This is a genomic window from Pseudomonas germanica, from assembly GCF_019614655.1.
Classification (GTDB): domain Bacteria; phylum Pseudomonadota; class Gammaproteobacteria; order Pseudomonadales; family Pseudomonadaceae; genus Aquipseudomonas; species Aquipseudomonas neuropathica.
In genome coordinates, this window is the sequence record NZ_CP071586.1 from 2,849,561 (window position 1) to 2,865,916 (window position 16,356).

The 16,356-nt window shown below is 61.6% G+C and carries 19 protein-coding genes; 9 read left to right on the plus strand and 10 right to left on the minus strand.

Annotated features, from left to right (window positions below):
• Nucleotides 1-154: 154 nt before the first annotated feature.
• Nucleotides 155-1,801: a GMC family oxidoreductase gene (locus J0G10_RS12715; RefSeq protein WP_220558586.1), complete on the minus strand. Its 1,647-nt coding sequence runs from the start codon at nt 1,799-1,801 to the stop codon at nt 155-157.
• 133 nt (nt 1,802-1,934) lie between these two features.
• Here J0G10_RS12715 and J0G10_RS12720 point away from each other — a divergent pair, with 133 nt between their 5' ends.
• The 7 genes from J0G10_RS12720 (at nt 1,935) to arsH (ending at nt 6,795) form a co-directional block, all read left to right on the plus strand.
• A complete protein-coding gene (locus J0G10_RS12720; protein WP_095047445.1) occupies nt 1,935-2,840 on the plus strand; it encodes a LysR family transcriptional regulator in 906 nt (301 codons plus the stop codon).
• A gap of 74 nt (nt 2,841-2,914) precedes the next feature.
• Nucleotides 2,915-3,367: a GNAT family N-acetyltransferase gene (locus J0G10_RS12725; protein WP_095125754.1), complete on the plus strand. Its 453-nt coding sequence runs from the start codon at nt 2,915-2,917 to the stop codon at nt 3,365-3,367.
• Nucleotides 3,357-3,788 carry a VOC family protein gene (locus tag J0G10_RS12730; RefSeq protein WP_095047443.1) on the plus strand — a complete coding sequence of 144 codons (432 nt, stop codon included), beginning with the start codon at nt 3,357-3,359 and terminating at the stop codon, nt 3,786-3,788. Before J0G10_RS12725 ends, J0G10_RS12730 begins: the two co-directional genes overlap by 11 nt.
• Nucleotides 3,789-3,936: 148 nt before the next feature.
• Nucleotides 3,937-4,284 (plus strand): metalloregulator ArsR/SmtB family transcription factor, encoded by a 348-nt coding sequence (locus J0G10_RS12735; RefSeq protein WP_095047442.1) that lies wholly within the window; start codon nt 3,937-3,939, stop codon nt 4,282-4,284.
• Nucleotides 4,285-4,307: 23 nt separating this feature from the next.
• Nucleotides 4,308-5,591 (plus strand): arsenic transporter, encoded by a 1,284-nt coding sequence (locus J0G10_RS12740; RefSeq protein WP_220558587.1) that lies wholly within the window; start codon nt 4,308-4,310, stop codon nt 5,589-5,591.
• Nucleotides 5,592-5,619: 28 nt separating this feature from the next.
• Nucleotides 5,620-6,090, plus strand: coding sequence for an arsenate reductase ArsC (locus tag J0G10_RS12745; RefSeq protein ID WP_095047440.1), 471 nt, complete (start codon nt 5,620-5,622; stop codon nt 6,088-6,090).
• Nucleotides 6,091-6,099: 9 nt separating this feature from the next.
• On the plus strand, nt 6,100-6,795 hold the full coding sequence (arsH, locus tag J0G10_RS12750; RefSeq protein ID WP_220558588.1) for an arsenical resistance protein ArsH: 696 nt from the start codon (nt 6,100-6,102) through the stop codon (nt 6,793-6,795).
• A 29-nt stretch (nt 6,796-6,824) separates the two neighbouring features.
• On the opposite strand, the gene J0G10_RS12755 is transcribed toward arsH, so the two are convergent.
• Nucleotides 6,825-7,751: a universal stress protein gene (locus J0G10_RS12755; protein ID WP_095047438.1), complete on the minus strand. Its 927-nt coding sequence runs from the start codon at nt 7,749-7,751 to the stop codon at nt 6,825-6,827.
• On the opposite strand from J0G10_RS12755, the gene J0G10_RS12760 reads away from it, so the two are divergent.
• Together J0G10_RS12760 and J0G10_RS12765 are read left to right on the plus strand one after the other, a co-directional pair.
• The gene (locus tag J0G10_RS12760) at nt 7,750-7,965 is read left to right on the plus strand and encodes a hypothetical protein (protein ID WP_095125752.1); all 216 of its coding nucleotides are present in this window, start codon (nt 7,750-7,752) and stop codon (nt 7,963-7,965) included. The two genes, J0G10_RS12755 and J0G10_RS12760, sit on opposite strands and share 2 nt — an antisense overlap.
• Before the next feature lie 34 nt (nt 7,966-7,999).
• Entirely contained in the window at nt 8,000-9,073 is a 1,074-nt protein-coding gene (locus tag J0G10_RS12765) for an NAD(P)-dependent alcohol dehydrogenase (protein WP_134173893.1), read from the plus strand.
• Nucleotides 9,074-9,122: 49 nt separating this feature from the next.
• Here J0G10_RS12765 and J0G10_RS12770 read toward each other — a convergent pair whose 3' ends face one another.
• The 8 genes from J0G10_RS12770 to J0G10_RS12805 all read right to left on the minus strand — a co-directional run bounded on the left by J0G10_RS12770 (nt 9,123) and on the right by J0G10_RS12805 (nt 16,184).
• Nucleotides 9,123-9,686, minus strand: coding sequence for a GNAT family N-acetyltransferase (locus tag J0G10_RS12770; RefSeq protein WP_220558589.1), 564 nt, complete (start codon nt 9,684-9,686; stop codon nt 9,123-9,125).
• A 155-nt stretch (nt 9,687-9,841) separates the two neighbouring features.
• Entirely contained in the window at nt 9,842-11,257 is a 1,416-nt protein-coding gene (locus J0G10_RS12775; RefSeq protein ID WP_220558590.1) for an ATP-binding protein, read from the minus strand.
• Nucleotides 11,254-11,916, minus strand: coding sequence for a response regulator (locus J0G10_RS12780; protein ID WP_007910671.1), 663 nt, complete (start codon nt 11,914-11,916; stop codon nt 11,254-11,256). The genes J0G10_RS12775 and J0G10_RS12780 overlap by 4 nt, the downstream gene beginning before the upstream one ends.
• An 11-nt stretch (nt 11,917-11,927) precedes the next feature.
• Entirely contained in the window at nt 11,928-12,572 is a 645-nt protein-coding gene (locus tag J0G10_RS12785; RefSeq protein ID WP_095125749.1) for a tetratricopeptide repeat protein, read from the minus strand.
• Entirely contained in the window at nt 12,569-13,378 is an 810-nt protein-coding gene (locus J0G10_RS12790; protein WP_007910689.1) for an SDR family oxidoreductase, read from the minus strand. Before J0G10_RS12790 ends, J0G10_RS12785 begins: the two co-directional genes overlap by 4 nt.
• Nucleotides 13,365-14,039, minus strand: a complete 675-nt coding sequence (locus tag J0G10_RS12795) for a TenA family transcriptional regulator (protein WP_095047431.1) — start codon at nt 14,037-14,039, stop codon at nt 13,365-13,367. Before J0G10_RS12795 ends, J0G10_RS12790 begins: the two co-directional genes overlap by 14 nt.
• Nucleotides 14,036-15,517: an AMP-binding protein gene (locus tag J0G10_RS12800; RefSeq protein ID WP_220558591.1), complete on the minus strand. Its 1,482-nt coding sequence runs from the start codon at nt 15,515-15,517 to the stop codon at nt 14,036-14,038. The genes J0G10_RS12795 and J0G10_RS12800 overlap by 4 nt, the downstream gene beginning before the upstream one ends.
• Nucleotides 15,507-16,184, minus strand: a complete 678-nt coding sequence (locus J0G10_RS12805) for a thermostable hemolysin (protein ID WP_220558592.1) — start codon at nt 16,182-16,184, stop codon at nt 15,507-15,509. Before J0G10_RS12805 ends, J0G10_RS12800 begins: the two co-directional genes overlap by 11 nt.
• Nucleotides 16,185-16,356 lie beyond the last annotated feature (172 nt).

Genomic DNA, 16,356 nt, shown 5'->3' on the forward strand with positions numbered 1-16,356 from the left:
GTGATTGTTTTTGTTGTTCCACTGGTGTTGCGTGTCCGGGTGATGCCTTGAATTAAACGCGGTCCCTTGTAGGAGCTGCCGCAGGCTGCGATCTTTTGATCTTGCTTTTGATCTGGAAAATCCAAAGTCAAAAGATCGCAGCCTTCGGCAGCTCCTACAGGGTTTGGGCCAGCTCCAATTTCGGGGTGCTGCTCCTGGTGTTGGGGTTGAGGATCAGTTGTGCCGCTTTCTCGGCAATCATCAGCGTAGGCGAACAGGTGTTGCCCGAGGTGATGCGCGGCATGATCGAGGCATCGGCGATGCGCAAACCGGGCACGCCGTGCACGCGCAGCTGTGCGTCGACCACCGCCTCAGCGTCGTTGCCCATGCGGCAGGTGCCAACCGGATGGAAAATCGTCGTACCGATCTTCGCCGCCGCTTCCTGCAACTCTTCATCACTTTGCAGGCTGGCGCCGGGCAGATACTCGACCGGTTTGAACGCTTGCAGGGCAGGGGCGCTGACGATGCGTCGGGTCAGACGAATCGCATCCGCTGCCACGCGCAGATCTTCAGGATGACTGAGGTAGTTGGGTTGAATCAGCGGCGCTTCCTGTGGATCTGCCGAACGAATGTCGATGCGTCCCCGACTCTGCGGACGCAAATCGCAAACTGAGGCGGTGAAGGCGGGAAAGCTGTGCAGCGGCTCGCCAAAACGCTCGAGCGACAGAGGCTGCACGTGATATTCCAGATTCGCCGAAGTCTGCTCCGGCCCCGACCGCGCGAACGCGCCCAACTGACTCGGCGCCATCGACAGCGGCCCGCTACGGTCATACAGATAACGCAGGCCCATGCCCATCTTGCCCCACACGCTGCCAGCGATCTGGTTGAGGGTTCGGGCGTTTTCCAGTTTGTAGATCAGGCGCAGTTGCAGGTGATCCTGCAGATTGCCGCCGACGCCCGGCAGCTCATGAATCACGCCGATGCCCAAGCGTTCGAGCAGCGGACGCGGGCCAATCCCGGAGCGCTGCAGAATGCTCGGCGAACCGACCGCGCCGGCGCACAGGACGATCTCCTTGCGTGCCTTGAACTGTTTGATTTGACCTTCGTGACGCGCGCTGACTTTCGAGGCGCGACCGTCTTCGAGCAGCACCCGATCCACCTCAACCCCGGTCAGCACTGTCAGATTCGCCCGGTCGCGCACCGGTTTCAAAAATGCCTTCGCTGCGTTCCAGCGTACGCCGGATTTCTGATTGACCTGAAAGTAGCCGCAACCCTCGTTGTCGCCCTGATTGAAGTCATCGATGCTGGCGATGCCGCTTTGCTCAGCCGCACTGCGAAAGGCATCCAGAATCGGCCACGACAGACGCTGCTGCTCGACCCGCCACTCACCCTTGGCGCCGTGAAATTCAGCCGCACCGGCAAAGTGGTTTTCGCTTTGTTTGAACAGCGGCAGCACGTCGTTCCAGGCCCAACCCGGGTTGCCCTCGGCCGCCCAGCCATCGTAGTCGTTGGCCTGGCCGCGCATGTAGATCATGCCGTTGATGGACGAACAACCGCCCAGCACTTTACCGCGCGGATAGCTCAGCGCGCGGCCGTTGAGGCCCGGTTGTTCTTCGGTCTTGAAGCACCAGTCGGTGCGCGGGTTACCGATGCAGAACAGGTAACCGACAGGAATGTGAATCCACGCATAGTTGTCGCGCCCGCCGGCTTCAAGCAGCAGCACACGCTGCTGCGGATCTGCCGACAGCCGATTGGCCAGCAAACACCCGGCAGGGCCGGCGCCGACCACGATGTAGTCGTATTCATCGAGGGAAGTCTGCATTCCCTGACCTCGCTTTTTGTTTTTATTGTCGGACACTCTAGTTGTTAGCTTTCGTTAAAAGAATGTTAGTTTTTGCGCAGCCGCTGTGCGTTTTCAAACAGCGTGCATTGACCATAGCCGACAAGGACACGCCATGTTCGACTGGAACGACCTACGGTTTTTTCTCGAGCTGCAACGCAGCGGCCGCCTGCTCACCGCCGCCCGCCGCCTCAACACCACCCACGCCACCGTCGCCCGCCATATCGAAGCCATCGAAAAAAGCCTCGGCACCGCGCTGTTCGTCCAGCACGCCCAAGGCTACGAAATGACCCCGGCGGGGGAGGCGCTGCTTAAACATGCTGAAGCGATGGAAAACGTTGCGTTGCTGGCGCAGGAAGAGATCACCCAATCCACTGCGCCACTGGGCAAGATTCGTGTTGGCGTCACCGAAGGGCTGGGCATCAAGTTTCTCGCCAGCCGGATGATCGGCTTGTTCGAGCGCTATCCGGGATTGGAAGTGGAACTGGTCGCGGTGCCGCGCTTTGTCAGCATCCTCAACCGTGAGGCGGAAATCAGCATTCACCTGGAGCGCCCGGCGGCGGACATGCTGGTCACGCGCAAGCTCACGGACTATCGCTTGGCGCTGTACGCCAGCCAGCGCTATCTCGATAAAGCCCCGCCCCTGCACAGCCGCGAGGACCTTGGGCGGCATGCGTGGATCGGTTATGTCGACGATTTGCTGTTCAGCCAGGAATTGATGTTTCTCAACAGTTTCTGTCGCAGCCCTCGGGTTGTGTTTCACAGCACCAGCGTCATCGCGCAGCAGGAGGCGGCGCGGTCGGGATTGGGCATTGCGGTGTTGCCTTGCTACATGGCCGAGTCGGATCCCGATCTGGTGCCGTTGCTGCCGGATGAAAGCATCGAGCGTAGTTACTGGATCAGTACGCGGCGCGAGTTGCACAAGTCGGTGCGGCTGCGGGTGGTCTGGGATTATGTGGTGGGGTTATGTGAAGCGGAGCAGGGGTTGTTGCTGGGCAGATCGCAGGCCGGCATCCGTTAATCCTTTTGGCTGTGCTGCTGTTGGCGCCGCTTTTGCTTGAATAGCTTCAAAGCCTTTGGCAATGGAGAGCAGCAATGAGGGAATGGCTTAGCGTTCGCGACATCAATGCGGACACCTTGAAGGCCATCAGTGACGGCGTCTTACGGCATGGCCGAGCCTTGTCTGAGGCTCGCGGCGGGCACGCTGAAGCCATCGCCTGTGCGCTGATGGAGGAGGGAACACTGATCGGCGGCGCTACCGGCAGAACCGAATTCCGGCGCCTGTTTGTCAATTACCTGTGGATCGACGTGCAATGGCGCGGAACCGGGCTGGGTACTCAGGCGTTGCACAAGCTTGAGGCGCTGGCCGTTGAAAGGGCGTGCGTGGATGCCTTGATCGAAACGCTGGATGACGACGTCGCCCGTTGGTACACCCGCTGCGGCTACCGATTGATCGCGCACGTGCCTGAGTACTGCGGCCCGTGGAGTCGTCATACGCTGTTGAAAACCCTTGGCGCAACCCAAGGAAATGCCGCCGATGACCAATAGCGATCTGGGCAGTACACCCAAAACCGGCAGGCTTCATCACGTTGAAATCAACGTCTCATCGCTGGAAGTCTCGCTGCGCTTTTGGCAGCCGTTGCTCTTGATGCTGGGTTATACGCAGCATCAAAACTGGCCCGCCGGGCGCAGCTTTATTCTCAACGGCACCTACCTGGTGTTCGTTCAGGCAAGCGATCTGCAACAGGGCTTTAACCGCCGGGGCGTGGGCTTGAATCATCTGGCGTTCCAGGCGGGTTCACAGGCGCAAGTGGATGAAATGGCGGATTGGCTGCGAACGTCCGGTTTTCGTCTTCTCTACGAGAGCGCCTATCCGCACGCCGGCGGCCCGGAGCACTACGCCCTCTACTGTGAGGATCCGGACAAGATCAAAGTAGAGATCGTCGCGCCGGTGGACACGCACCTGTAGTCCCGTTTGCAGGGCTGGCAGGAATGACGTTGCGTGCGGCATTGAAGACTGTGCCTTCTACAGCGCTTTGGCAAAAAGGAAATTCTTGGGGTTGATTAATATATGGATATCCGTATATTCGAATTTCCATATGTGCAGAGCCCATTCCATGATCACTCCCACCGAAGTCTTCAAGAGCCTCGCTGACGAAACCCGTGTCCGCGCCATGCTGCTCATTTCCGATCAAGGTGAACTCTGCGTCTGCGAGCTGATGTGTGCGCTCGACGACAGCCAACCGAAAATCAGCCGCCACCTCGCGCAACTGCGCAGCAATGGCTTGCTGCTCGATCGCCGTCAGGGCCAGTGGGTCTATTACCGGCTCAATCCGGAGCTGCCGGCGTGGGTGCGCGAGATTCTGCAAGTGACGTCCAAAGCCAACGCCGATTGGCTCAAGGACAACGCCGCCCGCCTGCAGAACATGGACGGGCGTCCGGTGCGCGAAGCCGCCTGCTGCTGAATCCGGATTTAGAGAGTTCTGACATGTTGCTGGCTTTCGCTGTTTTCGTCTTCACCCTCGTACTCGTCAACTGGCAACCCAAAGGATTAGGCGTCGGTTGGAGCGCCACGTTCGGTGCCCTGATCGCCCTGGCTGTCGGTGCCGTTTCGCTGCAGGACATTCCCACAGTGTGGGCCATCGTCTGGAACGCCACCGCCACGTTTATCGCGGTGATCATCATCAGCCTGCTGCTGGATGAAGCCGGCTTCTTTGAATGGGCGGCACTCCACGTTGCACGATGGGCAAAGGGCAGTGGTTATCGATTGTTCGCGTTCTGCGTGTTGCTCGGCGCGGCGGTGGCGGCGGTGTTCGCCAACGACGGTGCGGCGCTGATCCTCACACCCATTGTCATGTCGATGTTGCTGGCGCTGCGCTTTTCACCGGCGGCGACGTTGGCATTCGTCATGGCCGCCGGGTTTATTGCCGACACGGCCAGCCTGCCGCTGGTGGTATCAAATCTGGTCAACATCGTCTCCGCCGACTACTTCGGCTTGGGCTTTGCCGAATACGCATCGGTGATGGTGCCGGTGAGTCTGGTCAGTGTCGCGGCGACGTTGCTGGTGCTGTTTGTGTACTTCCGGCGCGATGTGCCACAGCGCTACCCGGTTGAGGCGCTTCAGGAACCCAAAGCAGCGATTCGCGACCACGCCACCTTCGTGGTCGGCGGCTGGACACTGCTGATACTGCTGGTCGGACTGTTCGCACTGGAACCGCTGGGGATTCCTGTCAGTGCCGTCGCGGCAGTGTGTGCGGCGATCCTTTTTGCGGTCGCTGCCAAGGGCCACAAGATCGCTACCCGACGGGTTTTGCGCGATGCACCGTGGCAGATCGTGGTGTTCTCGCTGGGCATGTATCTGGTGGTGTATGGCCTGAAGAATGCCGGGTTGACTGACCTGCTGGCCGTCGTCCTCGACCGCTTGGCCGAGCAAGGTTTGTGGAGCGCCACCCTCGGCACTGGCCTGCTGTCCGCGCTGTTGTCATCGGTGATGAACAACATGCCCAGCGTGCTGATCGGTGCGCTGTCGATCCAGGCCAGCGACGCCCAAGGGCTCGTTCGCGAAGCGATGATCTACGCCAACATCATTGGCTGCGACCTCGGCCCGAAAATCACCCCCATCGGTAGCCTCGCCACGTTGCTCTGGCTGCATGTGCTGGAACGCAAAGGTCTGCGCATCACCTGGGGCTACTACTTCAAGGTCGGCATTCTGCTGACCCTTCCGGTTCTGTTGATCACTCTTTCGGCCCTGGCACTGCGCCTGAGCCTTTGATGTCCGCCAAAAGCGGTAGGAGCAATCCATGCGAGTTTTGTTCATGTGCACGGCCAACAGCTGCCGCAGCATCCTCTCTGAAGCCATGTTCAATCATCTGGCGCCAGCGGGATTCGAAGCGGTGAGTGCCGGCAGTTTTCCCAAAGGTCAGGTCTTGCCGCGCAGCCTGTCGACGCTGCAACAGGCCGGCATCGCCATTGATGGTTTGCACAGCAAAGGCAACGACGCTTTTGAAAGCAACCCGCCAGATATCGTCATCACCGTGTGCGACAAAGCCGCTGGCGAGACTTGCCCGGTGTATTTCGGCCCGGCGCTGAAATCCCACTGGGGGCTGGAAGATCCGTCCGAAGTGAAGGGCGACGAAGCCACTGTCGACGCGGCTTTTCACGCCACCCTTATGCGCATCGGCCAACGCTGTCAGGCCTTCCTCGATCTGCCTTTCCACTCGCTCAGCCGCGATCAACTCAAGGCTGAGCTCGACCGCGTCGGCACGCTTTAAGGAGGATTTATGTCCGAACTGCCCAACCTCGATCTCAATCTGTTCGATAACGCCAAACCGTCGCAAGCGGGCGCGCACAAACCGCGCATCCTGCTGCTCTACGGTTCGACCCGCGAACGCTCCTTCAGCCGTTTGCTGGTAGAGGAGGCCGCACGTCTGCTCGAACACTTCGGCGCTGAAACGCGCATCTTCAACCCGTCCGGTCTGCCACTGCCCGACGACGTTCCGGTCGACCATCCCAAGGTGCAGGAACTGCGCGATCTGGTGCTGTGGTCGGAAGGCCAGGTCTGGTGCTCACCCGAACGTCATGGCGCGATGTCCGCCGTGTTCAAGGCGCAGATCGACTGGGTGCCGCTGGAACTCGGCGCCGTGCGCCCGACTCAGGGTAAAACCCTGGCCGTAATGCAAGTCTGCGGTGGCTCGCAGTCGTTTAACGTGGTCAACCAGTTGCGCGTGTTGGGCCGCTGGATGCGCATGTTCACCATCCCCAACCAATCCTCGGTGCCGAAGGCCTACATGGAGTTCGACGACACCGGGCGGATGAAAGCGTCGCCGTTCTACGATCGTGTGGTGGATGTAATGGAAGAACTGGTGAAGTTCACCGTGCTGCTGCGTGATCAACAGGCGCATCTGGTCGACCGTTACTCCGAGCGCAAGGAAAGTGCCGAGCAATTGATGGCGCGGGTCAATCAGCGCTCGATCTGAGGCCGTCCCTCGGCGAGGGACGGCTGCGTTCAGTCGACCAGTACTTGCGGTGACACCACCCAGACGCTGCAGGGCATTTTGTACAGCAACTGTTCCACCGTGCTACCGATCAACCGACCGAGGCCGCGATGACCGATCCGGCCCATGACGATCACGTCGATGTCATAGGCATCGGCGTAGCTGCACAGCACTTTGGCCGGATTGCCCATGATCATGTGCTGGCGTTCCGGCGCGATGCCGTTGCGCTCGGCCAGTTCGCGGAATGCATCACCTTGCGCATCGAACAGGGTTTTCGCCTTGCCCGGGGTAAAAAACGTCGAGGCGTTGCCAAAACCGAACTCGTCGGCGCTGATCGATGACAGGTCGTAGGCGTAGATCACATCCAGTTCGGCATCGCAGAGGCTGGCCAGTTTCGCGGCCTCGCGCAGGATGCGGTCGTTGAAGTCAGCGTATTGCTCGTCGCGATGAAACGGATCAATCGCCGCGACGATCCGCCGAGGCCGGGCATGCTGAACATGGCTGACAAAGTGCAGCGGCACCCGGCATTCGCGCAGCAAATGAACATCGAGCGGGGTGAACATCAATCGCGACATGAACGAGGCGTGCTGCAGATCCTTGATCAGCAGGGCCATCGGCTGCTCCTTGAGGTGAATCTGGATTTCACGCAACGGATTGTCGACCCACACCACTTCCGTGGTCACGGTCACGCCGAGGTGGCGCATGGGCCGGGCCTGGTCCTCCAGCCATTGGCGGTGGCGCTCGACATAACCCAGGCGCATCTGTTCCAGGGCCTGCTCGTTGACCAATCCGGCGGTCGCCAGCCCTTCGAGGTAATCGAATGCCACGATATGCAGCGCCGCACCCGATGCCTTGGCCAGGGCAGCGGCCCGATCGAACGCAGGGCTGTGTTTCATCAGCGGTGAAGCTACCAGCATGAAACGTGCTTGCTCGGACATGACGAATCTCCTGTGGGTAGCGGCATTGGCCGGCCAGACGCAACGGCGTCAGTTCATGTTGCTCCGTGCCGCCGGGCGCGGCTTGATCTTTGTCAATGACGCAGCCGAGCAACGCCCGCGCCCGACGGGCGGTAACGGCGGGCGCAATCCTGCATTGATTGATCGTTATCAACCTTGTGTCGGTCAGTTCGGCGCAGCCTTGGAAAGGTGCTGAACTCACTGCAAACACCTGCACAGGAGTCTTGATCATGGCCATGATGAAAGCGGCGATATTCGTCGAAAAGAATCGCATCGTGCTGGATGACAAACCGATCCCCGAGGTTGGCCCGCTGGACGCACTGGTGCGTATCACCACCACGACGATCTGCGGCACCGACGTGCATATCCTGCGTGGCGAGTATCCGGTGGCCAAAGGTTTGACCGTCGGTCACGAACCGGTGGGCGTGATCGAGAAACTCGGCTCACAGGTGCGCGGATTTTTCGAAGGCCAACGGGTGATTGCCGGCGCCATCACCCCCAGCGGCCAAAGCTACGCCTGCCTGTGTGGCTGCGGCTCCCAGGACGGGCCGGACACTCGCCACGGCTTTCGCGCCACCGGCGGCTGGAAATTCGGCAACATTATCGATGGCTGCCAGGCGGAGTACGTCTTGGTGCCCGATGCCTTGGCCAACCTGTGTCCGATCCCCGACGGGCTGAGTGACGAACAAGTGCTGATGTGCCCGGACATCATGTCCACCGGATTCTCCGGCGCCGAACGTGGTGAAGTCAGTATCGGCGACAGCGTTGCGGTGTTCGCGCTGGGGCCGATCGGCCTGTGTGCGGTGGCCGGGGCGCGGCTCAAGGGCGCGAGCGTGATCATTGGCGTCGACGCGGTGGCCGAGCGCATGAGCGTCGCGCGGCAGTTGGGTGCGACCCATGTGGTCAACTTCAAGGATGGCGACGTGGTCGAGCAAATCATGGCGTTGACCGACGGGCGCGGCGTGGATGTGTCCATCGAAGCCTTGGGCACCCAAGGCACGTTCGAGTCTGCCTTGCGGGTGTTACGCCCGGGCGGACGCTTGTCGAGCCTTGGGGTTTACGCGTCGGACCTGCGCATTCCCTACGATGCCTTCGCGGCGGGGCTGGGCGATTACAGCATCGTCAGCACCCTGTGCCCCGGCGGCAAGGAGCGCATGCGCCGGTTGATGGCGGTGGTGCAAAGCGGTGGTGTCGATCTGTCGCCGCTGGTGACCCACCACTTCAAACTGGACGATATCGAAGCCGCCTATGAACTGTTCGCGCATCAGCGCGATGGGGTGATGAAGGTGGCGATCACGCCTTGATTGGCAATGCGCCCCGTACTGTTTACTGGTGCGGGGCGCAGGAATGTCGCTACAGACTCAGGCGATGAATGACCTGATGGGCATCATCAGGATCGCTGTGGGTTTCAAAGCCCAGTGATCGGGCGAGGTCGCGCATGGCCGTGTTGCTGGCCGAATCCACCGAATACAGATGCTTGAAACCGTTGTGCCGGGCAGCCTTGATCAAATGTTCCATCAGCAACGTGGCCAGGCCCAGGTGCATCCACTCATCGGCGACGGTGACGGCGCATTCACAGTCCTGTTCGCCCGTGGCGGCGTAGCGGCTGATGCCGATCTCGATCAATTCGCCATTTTCGTGAACCAGTGCGATGAAGGCCGCGCGTTGTTTGTAATCGACGTCCATCAACTGATCGAGCAACGCGGTGCCCGGCTCACTCATCTGCGCAAGAAAGCGCAGGTGTCGGGACTCGGGCGACAAGCGCTTGATGAACGCGTACTCGCGTTCGCGATCCTTGGCGGCCAGTGCGCGGATCAAGACGTGGCGGCCATCCTTGAGCGACTCGATCCAGTATTCACCTTGGTGCGCGGCATAGGCCGGCGCCGCGCGGTCATTGTGGTCTTTGACAGTGAGCATGAGATGAGCCTCCATCGGGGCTGAACGAGCAACGCGCAGGAGAGTGCGCTGAGTCTGTTCTACACCGATGTCAGCCCCGGAAGCTGATCTGGATCAGATTCCGACGCGCGGCCAGTGTTTTACCGGACGGTGGCGCTCCTGGCTCCGCGACAGGCTCAGCCCTGAGACGGCTCGCGGGTGCTGCGTTGCGATGCGGGGCGCGGTTGCCCGTCAGGGATCGACAAGGTCGCACGCAGGCCGCCCTCAGCGCGGTTGACCAAAGTGATCCGACCGCCCAACTGCGTGGCGATGGTGTTGACGATGGTCAGTCCCAGCCCCGCACCGTTGGCATTGCCGCGACTGTAGAAACGTTCGAACAAGCGCGCCCGGTCGGCTTCATCGATGCCCGGCCCCTGATCTTCAACGCTCAAGTGATAGAAACCCTCAGCCTGGCTGAGCAGCACGGTGATCACGCCGTGTTCCGGGGAGAAGTTCGCAGCATTGGTGATCAGGTTGTTCAGGGCAATGTCGATCGTGCCGGGGCTGGCCATGATGTTGAACGGCTGGGCGCTGTCTTCAAAGGCCAGTTCCAGGTGTTTGCTCAGCAACCATGGCGTCAATTGCACCAGGCTGTTGCGCACGGTTTCGCTGAGGTCGATGGGTTGCAGCGGCGGCGGATTGGGTTTCGGCTCCAGACGCGCCATGGTTAGCAACTGGTTGACCAGGCGACTGGTGCGGTCGACCCCGGCGATCAGAAACGCCAGCGATTCGCGGCGTTCCTGTTCGGTGCCGGCCTCCTGCAGGTTCTGCGCATGCACCCGCAGCACCGCCAGCGGCGTACGCATTTCGTGGGCGGCGTCGGCGATAAAGCGCCGCTCGCGGCCGAGCACTTCCTGGATCTGCGCGAGCATACGGTTGAGCGCCGCCTGCATCGGTTCCAGCTCACTGGGCAGCGGCGCCAATTGCAACGGTTCCAGCGAACCGCTGTGGCGGGCGCGCAAGGTTTCGGCCATGTTCGCCAAAGGTTTGAGGCCCCAGCCAATCGCCAGCCAGACCATCGCTGCCAGCAGCAGGCTGCCGACCACGTTCGGCCACAGCGTGTGACGGACGATGCGGTCGACCAGATCGGCGCGCACATCGTCGCGCTCACCGACCCAGATGCGCAGGCCGTTCTGTTTGTCTTCAAGGAGAAAGGCGCGCCAGTGCCGATTGTTCAGATCCACCACATCGCTGAAACCGGGCTGAGTCGGCGGCGCCTTGAAGGACGGTGCGCTGGCGGTGTGCACCAACACATCACCGGCAGGATTCCACACCTGAAAGGCGATTTTGCGTTCGTAAGGATGACCCTCGCCGCGCGGCACCGCTTCGCCCAGCGCCGAGTTAAACGCCTGGTAAAGCTCTGCGTGCTGTTTGCTGGCCAGGGGCATGCGCATCACCCCTTGCAACAAGCGCGCGTTCTGCGCCAATTGTGCGTCGTAGACTTCGGCGATTTCGTGGTTGCTGTCGTGCAGGTTGAAGGTGCTGAGCACCGCGAGGCCGGCCAGCAACAGGCCGATGATCAAGGTCAGCGTGCGGCGGCGGATCGAGGTCATCGACGCTCCTCCACCAGATAACCCACGCCGCGAATGGTGCGGATCAGGTCGGTGGAAAACTTCTTGCGCAAGTGATGGATGTGCACTTCGAGGGTGTTGCTTTCGGCTTCTTCATTCCAGCCGTAAAGCAGCTGCATCAACTGATCGCGGGTCATCACCCGGCCCGGCGGCGACAGCAGCTCGTGCAGCAACTGATATTCCTTGGGCGTCAGGGCCACAGGCTGGCCCTGATAGCTGACTTGCTGGGTGCCGGGGTTAAGGCTGATGCCGGCATGCTCGATCAACGCCTGGGCGCGCCCGGCACTGCGCCGCAACAAGGCGCGCAAGCGTGCCTTGAGTTCATCCAGGTCGAACGGTTTGATCAGGTAGTCGTCGGCCCCGGCGTCGAGCCCGGCGATACGGTCTTCAGTAGCGTCGCGGGCAGTCAGAATCAGCACCGGCAGATTCGAACCGCTGTCGCGCAGGCGGCGCAGCACTTGCAGGCCGTCCATGCGTGGCAGACCGAGATCGAGCACGGCGACATCGAAGGTTTCACTGAGCAGCGCATGCAACGCGCTGCTGCCGTCCTTGAGCCAGTCGACGGTGTAACCCTCGCGGCCCAGCGCCTGATGAATGCCTTCACCCAGCGCCACGTCATCCTCAACCAGTAATAAACGCACGCGGACTCCTGTCAGTCGAGTTTCTTGTTCACGTCCACCAGAAGGGCGGCGATCTCTTTGCGACGCCCGGCATCGGCACTTTCCCGGCCCGGACGCGGCGCCGCTTGTTGGGCTTTGAGCAGGGCTGCTTTGGCTTCAGCGTAGCGCTTCTGACGGTAGAGGTGATCGCCCCAGAAGTACAGGCTGTCGATGCCGTTGGGGTTGAGTTGCAAGGCTTGCTTGAGCAGTTGCTCGGCCTTGTCGCTGTCGCCGAAACCGATGGGCCAGCCGGGCACGCGGTCATACAGCGCGGCGAGGCTGGTGTAGGCCGAGCCTTGCAGGGCTTTGGGGTCGAGGGTCAGGGATTTTTCCAGATCGGCCTTGGCGTCCTTGGCTTTGCCCAGTGCGCCGAGTCCGCCCTCGGCACCGGCCCAACTGCTGGTGACGATGCCTTTCCAGATCCACGCTTCGGCCACCGCCGGGCGCTGCGTGGTGAACGTGTTGGTTTCGCTGGCCAATTGTTCGAACGCGGCGGCGCGCTGTTTTTCCGCCACTTCATATTGGATGTGCGCCCAGCTCTGCTGGATGCCCTCGAGACGTTGCTGGTCGGCCGGTTCCAGCGCCCAGACACTTTGACTCAAGGCGGCGAGCAACAGGCATGCGGATAGTTTTTTCATGGCTTTGGCGACTCGTGGTCAGGTTTTTCACTGAGACGGCGGATCAGCGGCAACTGCTTGCGCAGGCCTCGATCCACCAGATGCGGGAGCAGATTGTTCAGGCGGACGAAGAAGCGTTCCGGCCAGCCCAGGTAGAGGTCGCGACGATCACCGGCAATCGCATGGATCACCGCCGAGGCCACGGTTTGCGGATCGTCGACGTTGGCCTTGAGTGCGTCGTTCAACGCTTGTGCGGCGGCGCTGTTCATCGAGGTGCGCGTGGCGCGGGGCGCGACGTACAGCACGCTGACGCGGGTGTCGGCGAGCTCGCGGCGCAACGCCTCGGAAAACCCGCGCAAAGCGAATTTGGTCGCGCAATAACTGGCGTAACCCGGGTAGCCGATCGAGCCATAGGTCGAACCGACGTTGACCACCATGGCGCTGTCGGCCTGCTTGAGCAGCGGCAACAGCAGTTTGGTCAGGCACATCGGCGCACTGATGTTCACCGCCAGCATCGCGTTGATATCGCTGTCATCGAGCTGTTCGAGCATGGCGAAGTGATTGACCCCGGCGGCGTTGATCAGCAGGTTGATGCCGCCGATGGCTTCGGCGGCGACCAGCACTTTGCGCCGATCGCTGAGGAAGGTCAGGTCGGCGCCGACCCAGCACAACGACTCGGGGTAGCGCTTGAGCAACGGCAGCAGTGCCTCCTGATGCCGCGCCACCGCGAGCACATGGGCACCGGCGGCGCACAAGGTTTCGGCGATGGCCAGGCCGATGCCGCCACTAGCACCGGTCAGCACCACCCGCGCATCACGCAGCTGCATGTTGAGCCTCCGCGTCACGCGGCAAGCCACGGAACATGTCGGTGTACAGGCGATAGACGACTTTCGAGGCATGGATCACGGCGGCTTGATCGGCAGGATCTTCCAGCTGATTCATCAGGCGCCGATAGGTCTGCATGTGCTCGATATCGAGCGAACCGTGGGAGCTCAGGTAACTGAACGCCGTTTCCGGCAACGCCAGGCGCTCGCGAATGCTGCCCGCCGCGTGGGTGGCCAGGGCGATGCTGGTGCCTTCGAGCACGTTGACCATGCCGAACAGACCGACCGGATTGCCCCGGGCGATCAGGTCGTAAAGAAAGCTGACCATCAGTTCGATCGACAACGACGGCTGACCGTCGCGCACCGCATCACGATCACCGCCACATGCAGCGATGTCGTTGAGCACCCAGTGCTCGTGGCCGTATTCGTCTTCGATGTACTCGGCCACCGCTTTGCGCAGCCATTCCAGACGCGTCGGCAGGCGCGCACCGCAAGCCATCATCAGCGGCACGGTGTGGCGCACGTGGTAATACGCTTGCGCGAGAAACGCCCGATAGCTGTCGAGGCTGACCTTGCCTTGCAGGGCATCGACGATGATCGGCAGGTTGAACAGTTCGTGGCGTTCCTGTTGCGTGGCTTCTTGCAGGGTGTCAAAAAAACTCATGATGCGGACTCCTCGGAAACAGCGGATTCGGTCAATTGCGCGTGGTACTGCGCGACGATGGCGTCGCGGCGCGGGCGGCCATTGGCGGTGAGCAAGCCATTGGCGGCGGTGAAGGGTTGCGGCAGGCGCGTCCACTGATGCACCTGGGCGTAATCGGGCAAAGCCTCGTTGGCTTCGGCGACGGCAGCGGCCAGTTCGGCATCGGTGCAGTCCGGACGATGTGGCCAGAGCAGTGCGTGGTTATGCGGCAAGGCCTCGCCGTAAACGAACGCCTGAGCGATGTGGCGGCGCTGGGTCAGCTCGGACTCGACCCATTCCGGGTTGACGTTGCGCCCGAAACTGGTGACGAACTGGTGCTTCTTGCGGCCCTTGAGATAGAGAAAACCTTCCGGGTCGAACTCGCCCAGATCGCCGCTCGGCCACCACTCATCGGCGTACGGCGCGTCGCCCAGATAACCGAGCAATGTGGACCCCTTGATCAGCACCTCGCCGTCCTCGGCCAGCCGCACTTCAACATGTGGCAGCGGTCGGCCGACACTGCCGGGGCGGCGTGCGCCGGGGCGATTGAGGCACACCACCGAGGCGCATTCGGACAGGCCGTAGCCTTCGTAAACTGGCAGCCCGACCCGTTGCGCACGGTGCAGCAGATCCTCCGAGACCCGCGCACCGCCGACAGCGGCAAAGCACAGGGTTTGCGGGTCGAAGGCTTTCTGTTCGGCGGCGCTGACCAGCAACAACAGCAACTGCGGCACTAGGATCAGACTCTCCGGCGCGCGGCTGGCCAGATAACCGAGCAGGCGCGGAATCTCGACGCCGCTGGCGCCCTGAATGCCGAGGGTTTTCTGGCTCGGCACACTGAGCGTTGCGCCGGCATACAGCGCGGCATAGCAGCCGAGGTTCTCTAGCAGAATCGCCAACGGCAACAGCGCCAGATGATGCTGCGGGCCGGTCGCTTCGCTGGCCTGATCCAGCTCCCGCGCCACCCGCAGCAGGCTGTCGGCGCTCAGGCATACACCTTTCGGCGTGCCGGTGGTACCGGAAGTGAAGGTGAGTTTCGCGGTGCCGGCCGGCATGCAATTCGGGCCACTGAACGAACGGCACCAGAACTCGCCACGTTGTTCATAACCAGCCGCGAGCAGTTCGGCGCCCAGCTCCGGCTCGGCAATCACCCGTTCGGCCTGGCTCTGTTGCAGACAATGAGCACGTTGCGCCGCACTGAAAAACGGCGGCAGCGTCACGCAGGTCAGGCCTTCAAACAGCACGGCCAGATCCCACAGCATCGCGTCGACGCCGTTGTCCAACGCCAGCGCAATCACCTGCGCTTGCTCATCGCGCAGGCGCTCCTGGCGATACAACACCTCGGCGTACAGCGTGGCGTAATCGAGTTTCAGCGTGTCGCCCCACAGGGCCGTCGCGTTGTCATTGCGCCGGGCATGGTCGCGCAGGGTTTCCTGGAAGCGTTGCAGTTCAAGCGACATGACAGGCTCCTTCAATCGAACCGGGCAAACCGAGGCGGGCAAACAGGCCGATATCGCGCAAATGGACGAACCCGGCGCGGATGTTGCCGACGTGCACCCAAGGTTTACTTTCGTAATAACTGCCCCAGTGTTGACGCTCGTCACCCAACCGTTCCGGATCAGCGGCGCACAATGTCACTGGCTTCAAACCCAGGCGATGGAAGCTGTTGACCAGGCCGATGTTGCCGGTGAACGTCACCCATTCCAGGCCGCCCATGGCCAGCAGGTAGGTGATGGCGATGATGCTCAGGCGCGCGCTGCCGGTGTCGCTGGCGGCGAGGTTGCCGACTTCGACGATGGCGCTGCGCTCGACCGGACGATCTGCCGCCGCGCTGATCAACGGCTCGATCGGCTCATCCAGATAGCGCTCAAGGAACAGTGATTCCAGATGCGCGCGACGCACCCCGGCCACGGCGCACAACTCGCCGTCGCCGTTGTGCATGCCGAACAGCTCGGGCATGAAGTGGCGGATATCGGCGCCGTGGGCCTTGCGAAAGCGTTGCTGGATAAAGCTTTCAAACGTCGCTCGCAGAGTGTCGTCGGGCAGCGCGCCGGTTAGTGTCATCTGCGGTGTTTCGGCTTGACCGAAGCGCAGGGGCAGGGGGATGTTCCAGTCAAAATCGGGCATGGGCAGAACGCCTCCCTCAATAGGTTTGAGGCGAGTATCGGAGGCATTTCTTAACGAAGTCTGAAGGTGAAAAAAGGTTAACGTGAGGGTCTGTCTTCAGACTCTCTTAAGACTGGGCGGGCAGGGTAACGCCGTCGGTTCGCCCAACAACCGGAGCGAGGCAGTCGAACGA

Coding starts and splice junctions, on each gene's coding strand:
- J0G10_RS12745 (WP_095047440.1), top strand. CDS start 5,620: ATGCGAGTTTTGTTCATGTGCACGGCCAACAGCTGCCGCAGCATCCTC.
- J0G10_RS12805 (WP_220558592.1), bottom strand. CDS start 16,184: ATGCCCGATTTTGACTGGAACATCCCCCTGCCCCTGCGCTTCGGTCAA.
- J0G10_RS12765 (WP_134173893.1), top strand. CDS start 8,000: ATGGCCATGATGAAAGCGGCGATATTCGTCGAAAAGAATCGCATCGTG.
- J0G10_RS12715 (WP_220558586.1), bottom strand. CDS start 1,801: ATGCAGACTTCCCTCGATGAATACGACTACATCGTGGTCGGCGCCGGC.
- J0G10_RS12785 (WP_095125749.1), bottom strand. CDS start 12,572: ATGAAAAAACTATCCGCATGCCTGTTGCTCGCCGCCTTGAGTCAAAGT.
- J0G10_RS12770 (WP_220558589.1), bottom strand. CDS start 9,686: ATGCTCACTGTCAAAGACCACAATGACCGCGCGGCGCCGGCCTATGCC.
- J0G10_RS12735 (WP_095047442.1), top strand. CDS start 3,937: ATGATCACTCCCACCGAAGTCTTCAAGAGCCTCGCTGACGAAACCCGT.
- J0G10_RS12795 (WP_095047431.1), bottom strand. CDS start 14,039: ATGAGTTTTTTTGACACCCTGCAAGAAGCCACGCAACAGGAACGCCAC.
- J0G10_RS12730 (WP_095047443.1), top strand. CDS start 3,357: ATGACCAATAGCGATCTGGGCAGTACACCCAAAACCGGCAGGCTTCAT.
- J0G10_RS12790 (WP_007910689.1), bottom strand. CDS start 13,378: ATGCAGCTGCGTGATGCGCGGGTGGTGCTGACCGGTGCTAGTGGCGGC.
- arsH (WP_220558588.1), top strand. CDS start 6,100: ATGTCCGAACTGCCCAACCTCGATCTCAATCTGTTCGATAACGCCAAA.
- J0G10_RS12800 (WP_220558591.1), bottom strand. CDS start 15,517: ATGTCGCTTGAACTGCAACGCTTCCAGGAAACCCTGCGCGACCATGCC.
- J0G10_RS12720 (WP_095047445.1), top strand. CDS start 1,935: ATGTTCGACTGGAACGACCTACGGTTTTTTCTCGAGCTGCAACGCAGC.
- J0G10_RS12755 (WP_095047438.1), bottom strand. CDS start 7,751: ATGTCCGAGCAAGCACGTTTCATGCTGGTAGCTTCACCGCTGATGAAA.
- J0G10_RS12725 (WP_095125754.1), top strand. CDS start 2,915: ATGAGGGAATGGCTTAGCGTTCGCGACATCAATGCGGACACCTTGAAG.
- J0G10_RS12760 (WP_095125752.1), top strand. CDS start 7,750: ATGACGAATCTCCTGTGGGTAGCGGCATTGGCCGGCCAGACGCAACGG.
- J0G10_RS12740 (WP_220558587.1), top strand. CDS start 4,308: ATGTTGCTGGCTTTCGCTGTTTTCGTCTTCACCCTCGTACTCGTCAAC.
- J0G10_RS12775 (WP_220558590.1), bottom strand. CDS start 11,257: ATGACCTCGATCCGCCGCCGCACGCTGACCTTGATCATCGGCCTGTTG.